Origin of the sequence: Actinoplanes flavus, from assembly GCF_017592555.1 — a bacterium.
Lineage (GTDB): Bacteria > Actinomycetota > Actinomycetes > Mycobacteriales > Micromonosporaceae > Actinoplanes > Actinoplanes flavus.
Map to the genome: position 1 here is coordinate 1 of NZ_JAGFNS010000001.1, position 12,868 is coordinate 12,868.

Annotated in this window: 11 protein-coding genes; 4 read left to right on the forward strand and 7 right to left on the reverse strand. The window is 69.7% G+C overall.

The features are described from left to right. Positions 1–473: 473 nt before the first annotated feature. From J5X75_RS00005 to J5X75_RS00025, 5 genes are all read right to left on the reverse strand, one after another. Positions 474–1,379, reverse strand: a complete 906-nt coding sequence (locus J5X75_RS00005) for a DUF6282 family protein (protein ID WP_208465015.1) — start codon at positions 1,377–1,379, stop codon at positions 474–476. Positions 1,380–1,432: 53 nt separating this feature from the next. Further along, positions 1,433–2,926 (reverse strand): ricin-type beta-trefoil lectin domain protein, encoded by a 1,494-nt coding sequence (locus J5X75_RS00010; RefSeq protein WP_208465016.1) that lies wholly within the window; start codon positions 2,924–2,926, stop codon positions 1,433–1,435. Next, positions 2,923–3,576 (reverse strand): PulJ/GspJ family protein, encoded by a 654-nt coding sequence (locus tag J5X75_RS00015; protein ID WP_208465017.1) that lies wholly within the window; start codon positions 3,574–3,576, stop codon positions 2,923–2,925. Before J5X75_RS00015 ends, J5X75_RS00010 begins: the two co-directional genes overlap by 4 nt. Before the next feature lie 17 nt (positions 3,577–3,593). After that, entirely contained in the window at positions 3,594–5,372 is a 1,779-nt protein-coding gene (locus tag J5X75_RS00020) for a putative Ig domain-containing protein (protein WP_208465018.1), read from the reverse strand. A gap of 88 nt (positions 5,373–5,460) precedes the next feature. Then, entirely contained in the window at positions 5,461–6,459 is a 999-nt protein-coding gene (locus tag J5X75_RS00025; RefSeq protein ID WP_208465019.1) for a polyprenyl synthetase family protein, read from the reverse strand. Positions 6,460–6,523: 64 nt separating this feature from the next. On the opposite strand from J5X75_RS00025, the gene J5X75_RS00030 reads away from it, so the two are divergent. The 3 genes from J5X75_RS00030 to J5X75_RS00040 all read left to right on the forward strand — a co-directional run bounded on the left by J5X75_RS00030 (position 6,524) and on the right by J5X75_RS00040 (position 9,875). Continuing rightward, positions 6,524–7,690, forward strand: a complete 1,167-nt coding sequence (locus tag J5X75_RS00030; RefSeq protein ID WP_208465020.1) for an acyl-CoA dehydrogenase family protein — start codon at positions 6,524–6,526, stop codon at positions 7,688–7,690. Between the two features lie 176 nt (positions 7,691–7,866). Continuing rightward, positions 7,867–9,114, forward strand: a complete 1,248-nt coding sequence (locus J5X75_RS00035; protein WP_208465021.1) for a VWA domain-containing protein — start codon at positions 7,867–7,869, stop codon at positions 9,112–9,114. After that, positions 9,114–9,875, forward strand: a complete 762-nt coding sequence (locus tag J5X75_RS00040; RefSeq protein WP_208465022.1) for a peptidase — start codon at positions 9,114–9,116, stop codon at positions 9,873–9,875. Before J5X75_RS00035 ends, J5X75_RS00040 begins: the two co-directional genes overlap by 1 nt. 37 nt (positions 9,876–9,912) lie before the next feature. Here the strand turns inward: J5X75_RS00040 and J5X75_RS00045 are convergent, their stop codons facing one another. After that, positions 9,913–11,301 carry an Nramp family divalent metal transporter gene (locus tag J5X75_RS00045; protein ID WP_208465023.1) on the reverse strand — a complete coding sequence of 463 codons (1,389 nt, stop codon included), beginning with the start codon at positions 11,299–11,301 and terminating at the stop codon, positions 9,913–9,915. Further along, positions 11,295–12,098: a shikimate dehydrogenase gene (locus tag J5X75_RS00050; protein WP_238487100.1), complete on the reverse strand. Its 804-nt coding sequence runs from the start codon at positions 12,096–12,098 to the stop codon at positions 11,295–11,297. The genes J5X75_RS00045 and J5X75_RS00050 overlap by 7 nt, the downstream gene beginning before the upstream one ends. A gap of 110 nt (positions 12,099–12,208) precedes the next feature. On the opposite strand from J5X75_RS00050, the gene J5X75_RS00055 reads away from it, so the two are divergent. Then, on the forward strand, positions 12,209–12,862 hold the full coding sequence (locus tag J5X75_RS00055) for a TetR/AcrR family transcriptional regulator (RefSeq protein WP_208465026.1): 654 nt from the start codon (positions 12,209–12,211) through the stop codon (positions 12,860–12,862). Positions 12,863–12,868: the final 6 nt, after the last annotated feature.

The following is a 12,868-nucleotide window of genomic DNA, read 5'->3' on the forward strand; positions in this document are numbered from 1 at the left end:
GCTTGCCGAGCCAGTCGTCGATCTTCACGTAAAGTGCGGTGAGAAGGGTGTTGATGTCTGTCGTCACAAACAGATCATCGACACCCTTCGTGTTTCGCATTGACAAGTGGCTGTGACAACTAGTCATGCGTACAGGGCAGTTGCACACTCCTCGCGCTCAAGGAGTTAGGACTTACTCGTCTAGAGGTACGGGGTGCGCGTTCCCCTACCACGGCCGGGACGTCCCGTGGCGCACCGCGATCGCCGTGCGTGGTCCCGCCCGCGAGGCGCCGCCGGGCGGAGCCGGTGGTCCGGCCGGCTCTCAGCGCTGGTTCGGGCGGCGCGAGACCGCGCTCACGACCAGCCGGAGGGTTACCACCGAGGTAAGCCCGGCGGTCGCGGCAGAGCCTCGACCCGGCAGTGGGCCGCGGTGCGCCACGGGACGTGCCCCGATGCGGTCGCCGAACGGCGGACGGCGTACCGGGAAAGGGGTTTCATGAGGCGATGAAGCGTGAGTTGACGACGGCCATGGTGTGGATCTCGGCCGTGGAGAAGCCCGCGCCGAGCAGGCGGTCGGCGAAGAGGGCGAGCCCGTCCTCGACCGGCGGGTTGAAGGGCTGGCCCAGGTCGCTGGAGAGCACCGAGTACTCGGGACCGACGGCGCGGATGGTGGCGATCAGGTCGTCCCAGGAGACCTTGCCGGTGTGCGGGGTGGTGAAGCAGCGCTCCAGGAGGGCGCCGAGCGAGGCCAGCCGGATCTGATCGGCCACCGGCAGGCGCTGCGAGGTGAACTCAGGATGGGTGACGACGACGCGCCGGACGCCCTCCTCGCGGGCGGCCAGCACCACGGCGATGATCTCGGCGGCGGCGAGGTGCCCGGTGGCCAGCACCATGTCGTGCCGGGCGATCACCCGGAGCACCCGGCGGACCGATTCCAGGACCCGGCCGTCCGGGGCGACCACCTCGACGATGTCCGGGACGATGCCCTGGGCGTGCAGGTCGGCCTGGAGCGCGCCCCACATGGCCGGTTTCGCGCCGGGCAGGTCGCCGGCGGTGCTGGTGCGCTGGTTGCGCGAGTCGACCGTGGGCATCCAGACGACGCGGGCGCCGAGACGGCCGGCGATCTCGACGGCGGCCGGGTTCATGCCGCCCATCGAGCCGTTCAGGGTGACGGCGCCGAGCACGTCGACGCCGGGGACCGCCTTGCGGACGACGGCGGCGCGTTCCGCTGTCGTGACATAGTGCGATTTCAGAATGAAACCGGCCAGGCCCACCTCACGGCAGCGCCTGGCCAGGTCCAGATCGTCGATGCGGCGGTCCATCACGTCGGGCGCCACGTGCACGTGGGTGTCGTAGGCGCCGGCGACCAGCTCGCGGGCGGCGGCGGACGGCTCCGGCATGGCGGCCCCCTCATCGATCGCCGCCAATGCTGCCACAGATTCGCCGTGCTCGATCACCTTTCCGTGACATCGCCGATCGGGCTGAAGCCGCTGAGGTTCGCCGGGGCGTTCCACTTCTGCAACTCGGAGGCGCCGCATGCGGCGACCTTGACCCGGCTGGTGCCGTCGCTGTGAGTGGTGTCCTTGGTCGCTTTGGCGAGATCCGTGGGTTGCAGGCAGAGCCCGGCCCGGTCCTCGATGCGGTACGCCTTGGTGTACGTCTTGTCCTGGTGGCGCACCTTCCAGATCAGCCGGTCCGGTAGTGCGGCGACGCTCAGGTTGCTGGGGCATCGTTCCGTCGTCACCCAGCTCTCGCCGGTCAACGGCGACCTGAGGCAGTACTTGACGTTGTCCTTGGTGACGACGATCGGGCCGTCCTTCTCGGTGGCGGGTTCCACCGGGATCGGGTGCACCCAGATCTGGTTCCACTCGACGACGCCGCTCGGATCCTGCTTGCAGAACCAAGCGATCATGTAGGCGTAACCGGTGTCCTTGTTGGTGACGTCCAGACAGCGGCTGAACTGGGCATAGTTGACCAGCTGGTAGGTCTCCTCACCGGCCATGCCGGCGCCCACGCCGGGGTCGAAGCGCCAGACGTTCAACGTCCCGCTGGCGCCGCAGGATCCCAGCTGGAGCGGTGTGTCGACCTTGCTGGCGGTCTTCAGGTTCAGGCAGAGGTTCTCCACCTTCCGATCCGGGCCCGCGGAGTGCATGACACTGCTGCCGTCGAGGCTCCATTGAAACTGCGTCGCGATGGCGGTTCCGCTCGGGCAGGGCTGGAACACGGTGCCGGTGCCACTCTTGTGCGCGTCGGCACCCGCGTACAGGCACATGCCCTTGGCGGCGGTGGCCGTCTCCGAGTTCACCAGGCGGACGTACAGCTCCTTGGTGTACTGGAACTGCTGCGTGCTGCCGCCGTCGCACCGGCGCATGACGACCGCCGCGCCGGGCGCCGGGGACTTCTGCACCCCGTCCATGCACAGGTCACCGATGGTCGAGGAGGAGATCCGGATGGCACCGCCGTCGACGTTCGAGTTGTCGATCGCGAACGTGTAGGTGCCGTCCAGGATGCGCGAGCCGGGCGATCTGCTGTTGAAGCCCTGCGACTCCAGCCTCGCGGTCTTCGGCGTCTCCTTGAGCGGGCAGTCGAGCTTCTTGCCGCTCTCGCTGTAGTAGGTGATGGTCACCTTGTAGGCGAGCTTCTCACCGGCGGCGGACACCCCGGCGTCGCCCTCCACCAGGCACTTGGGAAGATCTTCCAGCAGGCCCCGGACGTCGCCCTGGGCCACCTTCTCGGAGGCGGCGGCGACGCGGGCCATCACCACGTCCATACCGATGCGGGCGCCGTTGAGGGCGGTGTCGCGGTCGATGAAGCTGCGGGTGGTGACGACCTGGCGGACGATCGTCGGGAGAAACGCCACGGACAGGGCCAGGCCGACGAAGGTGACCATCATCACCATCGGCAGTGACCCGCGGTCGTCACCGGCGCGGCGGTGCAGCTTCATCATTTCGGCCTTCCCTTACCGCAGTCCGTGCTTCCGGCGGGCGGCGCTTCGCCGGTCATGTTCTGTGAGGTGAAGACGCTGTCGAACGGCATGGTGACCGTGCCCTCCTGGACCTGGAACCGCAGCCGGGTCATCTGGTAGGCGTTGCCGAAGCCCGTGCCGACCCCCGCTGTTCCGGCGCTCTCCTTGACGTACGGGGTGTCGCCGGGCTTGTAGACGGTGAACGGCTTGACGCCGCTCTCCAGGACCACGCCGCTGGCGAGTGCGGCCGGGGTCCCCGGCGTCTGCGTCGCCCCACCGGACCGGACCCAGCTGGCGAGGCTCAGCACACCACCGTCGAGCTTGAGTTGCCTGCACGGAATGTCGGCAGGGGTCTCCGCCGGCGCCGGGAGGGCGTACTCCATGTACCAGCCGTCGTGGTACTGGCCGGGCTCGGACATGTAGGTGGCGTACCGCAGCTCCTTGTCCAGCCGACGGAAACCGTTGTCCATCTGGTCACGGGCGACGGAGGTGTGCTCGATGCGTTTGGCGCCGGAATAGACCTCGATGGTGGCGGTCGTCACCGCGGCCATCACCACCGCCATGATCGCGGTGGTGATGAGGATCTCGACGAGGGAGAAGCCATCCTCACCACCCGTTCGACGATCTCGCACTCGGGCCTCCCCGCGGCTCAACTGACTCTCCAGACGAAGGTGTGGATCACGGTCTCCACCGGATGGGAACTGACCGCGGTGAGGGCGACGGTGTAGGTACCGGCCAGCAGCGGTGTACCGGAGATGGCCTCGTTGCCGTTCTGCCATGACGTGCCCGCCGGCAGTCCGACTGCGGTGATCTTGACGCCCTGCGCACCGACCGTGTCGGCGTTGGTGGTCACCGGCAACGTCACCTCCTGGCCGACGACGGAGTCCACCTGTCCGGCCGGAGACGTGACGGCCAGGCCGGACGCGGAGGTGACGAGCAGCTCGAAGGTGGTGCTCACCGTCGAGCCCCGTCCGTCCGTCACCGTGACAGTCGGCAGGTAGCGACCGGCGATTAGCACCGGAGATCCGGAGATCACCCCGGTGGACGGGTTGATGACCGATCCCACGGGCAGACCGGACGCCGCGTAGGTGTACTTCCCGTCACCGCCCGCCGCCGCCATGGCGAGAGTGAGGGTCGACGACACGGCGATCCGCTGCGGCGGAATCGCCTGCACGGTCAGTGGGTCGAGAACGGTATGGGTGTGCGTGAGTTTGCCGCTCATGCCGTTGGCATCGGTGGCGACGATGGTCGTGGTGAAGGTCTGGGCCGCGGTTCCGGTGATCAGGCCCGTCTTCGCATCGATCACCAAGCCGGTGGGCAACGGCGCCTCGACCTGGTACGTGAACGGCCCCACACCCCCGGTGACGACCGGCTGAATCCGGACGGCGTCCCCGGACCGGCTCGCCGGATCGACGGGCACCGTGACCGTCGGCGGATCGACCACCTCCCAGACCAGGTTGAGGTCGGCGTCGGTGTCGGAGCGCAGCGAGGCACCGGCCGGCGGGGTGCTCTCGGTCACCTTGATAGCCGTGTTCGTGGTGGCGAACGACCACTTGCCGGTCTTCGTCGGCGTACCCGACACCTCACCCGTCACCGGGTCGATACGGAGACCGTCGGGCAGGTTGGTGGCGCTCCACGTGTTGGGCAGGTTGCCGCCGGTGGCCTTCATGTAGACCGTGACACCCGACCGGCCCCGGTAGAAGGTCTGCATGAGCGGCATGCGGATGAGCGGCGTCGGCCGCTTGTCGCTGAACACCGCATCGTCCTTGACCCGGGAGACCAGCGTCGAGACGACATACGCGCACTGGTTGGCCGGGCAACTCTTGTGCGGCCAGGAGACGACCACGACGATCCGGTAGTACTTCAGGATCGAGGTGGTGTCGGTCGGCCGCTTGGGGTCGCCGATCGGGAGCGGACGGACGCAGTCGTCCTTCTCCTCATCCTTCGCGGCGAGTGGATAGACCTCGCAACCCGACACGAGAAGCCGCTGCTCGAAGGCCATGCCTCCGGTGGAGATCCGCTGTATCGCGGTCGGCAGCGGCGCGTTGTCGCCCTTGTCGACGGCGCTCGCGTCGTAGGCGTACTCACCCTGCGCGGCGTCGAAGGGCGTGGCCATGGTGTCCAGATACGGCGTCACCTTGTCCTTGAACGGACCGGCCTGCACCTCCTGCCACTGCGCCTTGACCTTCGCCTCACCGCGACCGTCGAGCAGCGCCGACCCCTCCAGCGCGCGAACCTGCTCCAGCGTGCCGCTGGCGACCTGCGCCGCCTGCCGTTGGTCCCGCTGCTGCGCGACCGCGAGGCTCCCGTTGACATAGAACGCGCCGAGCCCGGCCATGGCGGTGCTCAAGACCGCCAGGGAGACGAGCACCTCGATGAGGGTGAAACCCTCGTCGCCGGTGCGTCGGCCGAACGGAACGCTGCGCATCTCACTCCCGACTGCTGCCTGGGCACGGTTCTACCGGGGCTCCCATCGGCAGGGCGCTGCGAGACTGAAGGAATGCGCGCCCGCGGGGTCAGCCGGTGCGATCCGCGATGTAGTGGCAGAACTGCTCCAGCGTCTGCCGGGCGGCCCCGGCGGGCAGCGTGCCGACGCTGCGGCGGGCCGCCTCGGCGTAGCCGTGCACGGTCTCCCGGGCCTGCTTGAGAGCGGCCGACTCGCGCAGCAGGGCGAGCGCCTCGGCGTGCTCACCATCGTCGGTGAGCGGGCCCTTGCTGAGCAGTTCCCGCAGGCGGGGGCTGCCGGCCGAGGGGTCGGACAGGGCGTAGAGCACCGGCAGGGTGGGCACGCCCTCGCGCAGGTCGGTGCCGGGCGTCTTGCCGGACTGGGCCGACTCGGAGGCGATGTCGAGCAGGTCGTCGGAGAGCTGGAAGGCGATCCCGATAGCGGTGCCGAACGCGGCGAGCGTCTCCACGTGTGCCGGGGACAGCCCGGAGAACAGTCCGCCGAACCGGGCCGAGTTGGCGATCAGCGAGGCCGTCTTGTCCTCGATGGCGCGCAGGTGGTGCTGGATCGGGTCGCCGCCGCGCGGGCCGACGGTCTCGGCGAGCTGGCCGCGGACCAGCTGCGACAGGGTGGCGGCCTGGAGGCGGACCGCCTCGTCGCCCAGGCCGGCGGCCAACGACGCGGCCCGGGCCAGCAGAAAGTCGCCGACGTACACGGCCAGCCGGTTGCTCCACCGCGAGTTCGCGCTGGCCGCGCCGCGCCGCAGGGCCGCCTCGTCCATCACGTCGTCGTGGTAGAGGGTGGCCAGGTGGGTCAGCTCCATGAGCACCGCCGCCGGCAGCAGCTCGGGGCGGCCCGGGTCGCCGAACTGGGCGCACAGCGCCACCACCATCGGGCGGAACCGCTTGCCGCCGGCCCGCACCAGATGCGCCGCGACCTCGGCGACCAGCGGGTCGGGGCTGGCCACGGCGGTGTACAGCCCGGTCTCCACATCCGCCAGGAAGCCCGAGACGGCGTCCCGGACGGACGGATCGACGAGGTCACTGAGTCCCGGTATCGCGGCCGCCATGATCAAGAGGCTAGATCACCCGGCTGAGAGCACGCTGATCAGGCCCTCGGTGCAGAATCGACGCATGACCGTCACCGATCCACTCGACCTGATCGACATCGACAGCCTGCTCAGCGACGAGGAGCGACAGATCCGGGAGACGGTGGCCCGGTTCGTGGCCGACCACGTCCGCCCGCATGTGGCGGACTGGTTCGAGGCCGGCACCTTCCCTCGCGAACTCGCCCCCGAGCTGGGCAAGCTGGGCGTGCTCGGGATGCACCTGGAGGGGTACGGCTGCGCCGGCACCAGCGCCGTGGCGTACGGCCTGGCCTGCCTGGAGCTGGAGGCCGGCGACTCCGGGCTGCGCAGTTTCGTCTCGGTGCAGGGCTCGCTCGCGATGTTCTCGATCTGGAAGTACGGCTCCGAGGAGCAGCGTCAGGAGTGGCTGCCCCGGATGGCGGCCGGCGAGGCGATCGGCTGCTTCGGCCTGACCGAACCGGATTTCGGCAGCGACCCGGCCAACATGCGCACCCGCGCGGTCCGCGACGGCGGCGACTGGATCCTGAACGGCTCCAAGATGTGGATCACCAACGGCAGCGTCGCCGACGTCGCCACCGTGTGGGCGCAGACCGAGGACGGCATCCGCGGCTTCCTGGTACCGAAGGACACTCCCGGCTTCACCACGCGGACCATCAAGCGGAAGCTGTCGCTGCGCGCCTCGATCACCGGTGAGCTGGCCCTCGACGACGTCCGGTTGCCCGGTTCCGCCATGCTGCCCGGGGCGGCCGGCCTGGGCGCCCCGCTGAGCTGCCTGAGCGAGGCCCGGTTCGGCATCGTCTTCGGCTCGGTCGGCGCGGCCCTCGACGCGTTGCGCACCACGATCGACTACGCGAACAACCGCGTCCAGTTCGGCAAGCCGATCGCCGCCTTCCAGCTCACCCAGGGCAAGCTGGCCGACATGGCGGTCGACCTCGGCACGTCCGCGCTGCTCGCGCTGCACCTGGGCCGGCTCAAGGACGCCGGCCGGATCAAGCCGCACCAGATCAGCGTCGGCAAGCTCAACAACGTGCGCCGGGCGCTGGCCATCGCCCGCGAGTGCCGCGGCATCCTGGGCGGCAGCGGCATCACTCTGGAGTATTCTCCGCTGCGCCACGCCAACAACCTCGAGTCGGTGGTCACCTACGAGGGCACCTCGGAGATCCACACGCTGGTCATCGGCCAGACGCTCACCGGCCACGCCGCTTACCGATAAAGATCAACACCTGTCTCCGGTACGGCGCACCCCGCCCCCGAACCGCATTCCGCCCGCTCCGCGGCACCACGCGATCCCACTGCCGGGTCCGGCCCGCGACGCGACCGCCGGGCTCAGATCGGTGGCCGGGGGGCGGCGTACGCCGTACCGTTGAAGGTTGTTTATGATCTTGCCGCGTGATCCATAGAAAACTGTCCTTAGTGGCAGCAATAGGATTGATCGCGGCCTCCGCGTTCCTGGGTGCCGGCCCCGCGCTCGCCGACGAGACCGAGACCGAGCCGCCCGTGGTCGAGCTGGTGCTCGACGTGAGCGGGTCGATGAAGGCCGCCGACGTCGAGGGCGGCGCCACCCGGATGACCGTCGCCAAGCAGGCGTTCAACGAGGTCGTCGACTCGCTGCCGGAGACCACCCAGCTCGGGATCCGGGTGCTGGGCGCCACCTACGCCGGCAAGAGCAAGCGGCTCGGCTGTCAGGACACCCAGCAGATCGTTCCGGTCGGCACGGTCAACCGGGTCGCCGCCAAGAACGCCATCGCCACCCTGAAACCGACCGGCTTCACCCCGATCGGCCTCGCCCTGCGCGAGGCGGCGGCGGATCTGGGCGACACCGGATCGGTACGCCGGATCGTGCTGATCACCGACGGCGAGGACACCTGCACGCCGCCCGACCCGTGCGACGTCGCCCGGGAGCTGGCCGCGCAGGGCACCGAGCTGGTCGTCGACACGCTCGGCCTGGCGCCCGACGAGAAGACCCGCAAGCAGCTGGTCTGCATCTCGCAGGCGACCGGTGGCACGTACGCCGCGGCGCAGAGCGAGGACGAGCTGACCGACCGGATCAAGCAGCTGGTCGACCGGGCCGCGCTGCCGCCGCCGGTGACCCCGGCCGCGGTGACCGGCGCGAAGGACTGCGCCAAGGCGCCGCTGCTGGCGGCCGGCGTCTACACCGACCGGGAGCTGATCGGCGAGCACCGTTACTACCGGGTCGCCGTCGACTCCGGCGACGAGCTGCGCGCCTCGGTGAGCGTGGCGCTGGACCGGCCGCTGAACCGGGACTACGGCGTACTGATCAAGGCGGCCACGATGGACGGCCGGGAACTGGTCCGCGGGGTGGACGCGAGCAGCGGCCGCGCCGACGTGATCTCGGCGGGCCTGCGCTGGTCCGGTGACGAGGAGCCGGACCTCTCCGCGACCTCGGACATCTGCCTGGAGGTCAGCAACTCGTTCGCCTCGGCCACCGCGGCCGGCGCCCCTGGCATGCCGGTCGAGTTGAGCATCGGCCTGGCCCCGGCCTCCGAGGCGCCGGACGCGCCGGGCCTGGGCCGTGGCCTGCTGCTGCTGTTCGTGCTGGCGATCGCCGGACTGGTGGCCGGTGTGCTGGCCGGATGGCTGACCCGCTGGTGGGTCGCCAAGTGGGGAGTGAACTGATGCGCGTTCTTCCGGCTCTGATCGCCCTCGGTGTGATCATGCTGCCCTCGCCCGCGTTCGCCGACCCCTCTGCGGAGCCGAAACCGGCCGCGATCGGCTCGGCGGGCACCTCCTTCCTGACCGCGGTGACCATCACCGCCGAACAGCCGGTGAAGGTCGCCGCGGTCACCGGTGACTACCTCTACTGGTCGTTCCCCGCCGAGGCCGGGCAGCGCCCGGAGCTCGCGGTCACCGTGGACCTGTCGAAGGCCGCCGACCGATCCGGCGCCCAGTCCTGGACCGTCGAGGTGTTCGACGGACTGCGGCGGCGGCAGGCGTGCGTGGGCGGCGAGCAGAGCCCGGTCGCCGCGGTCTCCGACACCGAGCTCACCCTCGGCTGCCGGCTGCGGCAGGTCCGGTCGTGGGCCGAGCCGTGGGACGGTGACCCGCTGCCGGGCACCTACTACGTACGGCTCTCCAGCACCGACCTGCCGGAGAAGGACCTGGGCCTGCCGATCGACGTGGCCCTGACCCTCACCGTCGCGACCGGCGACACCGGCGCGGACCAGGGAACGCTCGCCGCGCCGCTGGTGCCGGACAACCGGCCGGGCGAGGTGCTGACCGCCGCGCCGGTGGAGGAGCCGGCCGAGGCCGACGACGGCATCTCGCTGGACTGGCTGCCGGACTTCTCGTCCCGTTGGGTGTGGACGATCGCCGGTGGCGTGCTCGCCGCGATCACCGGCCTGATCGGATTCTCCTGGACCCGTAGGCGCCGGGCCTGACCGCCGGAAAGGGGGGCCTCGGCCCCCCTTTCCCGCATCAGAGCTTGTCGAGCTGGGTGACGACCATCGCGACGGCGAAGAAGCCGTAGAAGCCGATCGCCGCGATCATGCCGCCGAGCCGCCAGCCGCGCATCCGCACCGGCGCCGGCAGATCCCGGGTGTTCAGCTTCACCAGCAGGATCGAGTAGAGCAGTGTCACCACCGAGGCCGCGCAGGTGGAGACGATCAGCAGGCCGAGCGGCTGGGTGAAGCCGGCCAGCAGGATGATCGAGCCGAGCACGATCTCGGCCCACACCACGGTCAGGTAGATACGCGGTTCGGTCCAGCGCGCGGAATCGGCGAGGTAGTTGCGGCGCAGGAAGTCCGACGCCACCCGGCCGATGATGTCGAGCAGGCCCATCGCGGCGGCCCACAGCGACACCGCGGCCACCGCCAGGAACAGCAGCTTGAGCCACGGGCCGACCTCGGCCGCGAAGATCTCGCCCTGGATCCGCAGGAACGACGGGTCCGACTTGAGGTCGTCGCGGCCGAACAGCGTCTCGTACGCGAGCAGGCTCATCACGCCGATGGTCACGAAGCAGACCGCCACGAACGTGACCAGGTGCTCGATGTTGGCGCGCTTCCACCACACCGTCCAGCGGCCCATCGACGACTCGTCGAGCGGGAACGTGTAGCGGTCGCCGCCGCCGGCCGCCTCCTCCTGCCCGGTGATCGGGGAGATCAGCCGGGGGACGTGGGCGCCCATGCCGTACCGCTTGTCGCGGATCCAGTTGCTCAGCACCAGGTTGTGCACGCCACCGGCGCCGGCCGCGCCGATCGCGCTGAGCAGCATGGTGAAGGTGATGCCGTCCGGGATCTGCCCGAACTCGGTGACCGTGGCCTTCGCGCCGTCGCCCCACGTGCTCAGCGAGATCACGAAGACGACCACGACGGCCAGGAAGAACAGCGTCAGGGCGACCTTGACGACCTCGACCCGCTCGACGGTCCGGTAGACCACCTTGGACAGCGACAGCAGCACACCGATGATCACCAGGGTGGCCACCGTGATCCAGACCGGGTCGCCACCCCCGATCAGGTAGGTGAAGACGGTCGAGCCGCTGGTCGCCCAGCCGGGCCAGACGTACTGGAAGGCGCCGGCCAGGCAGATGATGACGCCCCAGCCCTTCCACCAGCGGGAGAAGCCGGCGACCACGGTCTGCCCGGTGGCCAGGGTGTAGCGCTCGATCTCCATGTTGATGACGAACTGCACGGCCAGCGTGGTGAACGCCAGCCAGAGCAGGCCCAGGCCGCCGATCGCGGTCAGGTACGGCCAGAGGATGATCTCGCCGGCCGCCATGCCGATGCCGACGGCGACGACGCCGGGGCCGACCATCCGGCGTAGCGAGAGGGGTTCGGGGAGTTCACGAGTGGTGCTCTCGGTCAGCATTGCCGCTCCAGAATCTGGGAGAGGTGAAGCAACATCCGCGAGATATCGGGGGCGCACCCGGTGAACAGCTCGAACGCCGCGGCGGCCTGGTAGGCGCACATCGCCGTGCCGCCGATGGTCCGCAGGCCGCGGGCACGGGCGGCACGCAGCAGCTCCGTCTCCACCGGCATGTAGACGATGTCGGCGACCCACAGGCCACGGTGGAGCGACTCTGCGGGCAGCGGCGTTCCCGGGTGGTGGTGCATGCCGACCGGGCTGGCGTTGACCAGCCCGTCGGCGCCGGCGAGCAGCTCCGGACCGGCCGTCGTGACGTGGGCCGCGCCGAGACGGTCGGCCAGCTCCCCGCCACGTTCGGCGTCCGGATCGACGATGGTGAGGCGCTCGACACCGAGATCGCGCAGCGCGTGACCGCAGGCGGCTCCGGCGCCGCCCGCGCCCAACTGCACGACATGGCCGGTGGCCGCGCCCGGCAGACCGGTCCGGAAGGACTCGGCGAATCCGTACGCGTCGGTGTTGTGTCCCTGTCGCCGCCCGTCCCGGAAGACCACGGTGTTGACCGCACCGATGTCGCGGGCCTGCGGGGACAGGTCGTCGAGGTGTTTGATCACCTGCTGCTTGAACGGGTGGGTGATGTTGAGCCCGGCGAAACCGGCGCGGTCGGCCTCGTCGAGGAGCCGTTCGAGATCCGCGGGGTCCCCGGTGTCGAACAGCGTGTAGGTGAGCCCGAGGTGGTGGTGGCGCCCCTCGGCCTCGTGCAGCGCCGGTGACAGCGACGTGCCGATTCCGGCTCCGATCAACCCGCACCGGCACCGTGCCATAGGGATCTCCGCTTCTAATGTACGAACTGGTACGTTAGTTATCGGGTGTGACGGCGGACACTGTCAAGCCCCACGGCAGACTTGCCTCCATGACGCAGGAGAAGACGGTGACGGCACAGACGGGAGAGCGGCGGCGCGACGCCGAGCGCACCCGCACCGAGATCGTCGACGTGGCCACCGAGGAGTTCGCGGAACGCGGCTACAGCGGCGCCCGGGTCGACGAGATCGCCGCCCGCACCCGCACCACGAAACGGATGATCTACTACTACTTCGGCGGCAAGGAGCAGCTCTACCTGGCGGTTCTCGAGCGGGCGTACGCCGAGATCAGGGCCGCCGAACGCACCGTCGACGTCGACCACCTCGACCCGGTCGCCGCGGTCCGCCGCCTCGCCGAGGTCACCTTCGACCACCACGAGGCGCACCCGGCCTTCATCAAACTCGTCGGCGTCGAGAACGCGCAGCACGCCAAACACATGAACCACGTGGCCCGGCTCGTCGACCTGAACAGCTCGGCCGTCGACCTGCTCCGCGGCGTCCTCGACCGGGGCCGCGCGGAAGGCACGTTCCGTGACGACGTCGACGCTCTCGACGTACACATGATGATCAGTTCGTTCTGCTTCTTCCGCGTCGCCAACCGCCACACCTGGGGCGCGCTCTTCGACCGGGACCTGCTCGACGAGTCCCGCCGCGGGCACTACCGCACCATGCTCGGCGACCTGGTGACCGGCTATCTACGAAAGTGAGATCCG

What these genes read in the sequence shown, in the direction of transcription:
- J5X75_RS00055 (WP_208465026.1), top strand. Translation starts at nt 12,209, where the DNA reads ATGACGCAGGAGAAGACGGTGACGGCACAGACGGGAGAGCGGCGGCGC.
- J5X75_RS00030 (WP_208465020.1), top strand. Translation starts at nt 6,524, where the DNA reads ATGACCGTCACCGATCCACTCGACCTGATCGACATCGACAGCCTGCTC.
- J5X75_RS00005 (WP_208465015.1), bottom strand. Translation starts at nt 1,379, where the DNA reads ATGCCGGAGCCGTCCGCCGCCGCCCGCGAGCTGGTCGCCGGCGCCTAC.
- J5X75_RS00020 (WP_208465018.1), bottom strand. Translation starts at nt 5,372, where the DNA reads ATGCGCAGCGTTCCGTTCGGCCGACGCACCGGCGACGAGGGTTTCACC.
- J5X75_RS00040 (WP_208465022.1), top strand. Translation starts at nt 9,114, where the DNA reads ATGCGCGTTCTTCCGGCTCTGATCGCCCTCGGTGTGATCATGCTGCCC.
- J5X75_RS00010 (WP_208465016.1), bottom strand. Translation starts at nt 2,926, where the DNA reads ATGATGAAGCTGCACCGCCGCGCCGGTGACGACCGCGGGTCACTGCCG.
- J5X75_RS00045 (WP_208465023.1), bottom strand. Translation starts at nt 11,301, where the DNA reads ATGCTGACCGAGAGCACCACTCGTGAACTCCCCGAACCCCTCTCGCTA.
- J5X75_RS00025 (WP_208465019.1), bottom strand. Translation starts at nt 6,459, where the DNA reads ATGGCGGCCGCGATACCGGGACTCAGTGACCTCGTCGATCCGTCCGTC.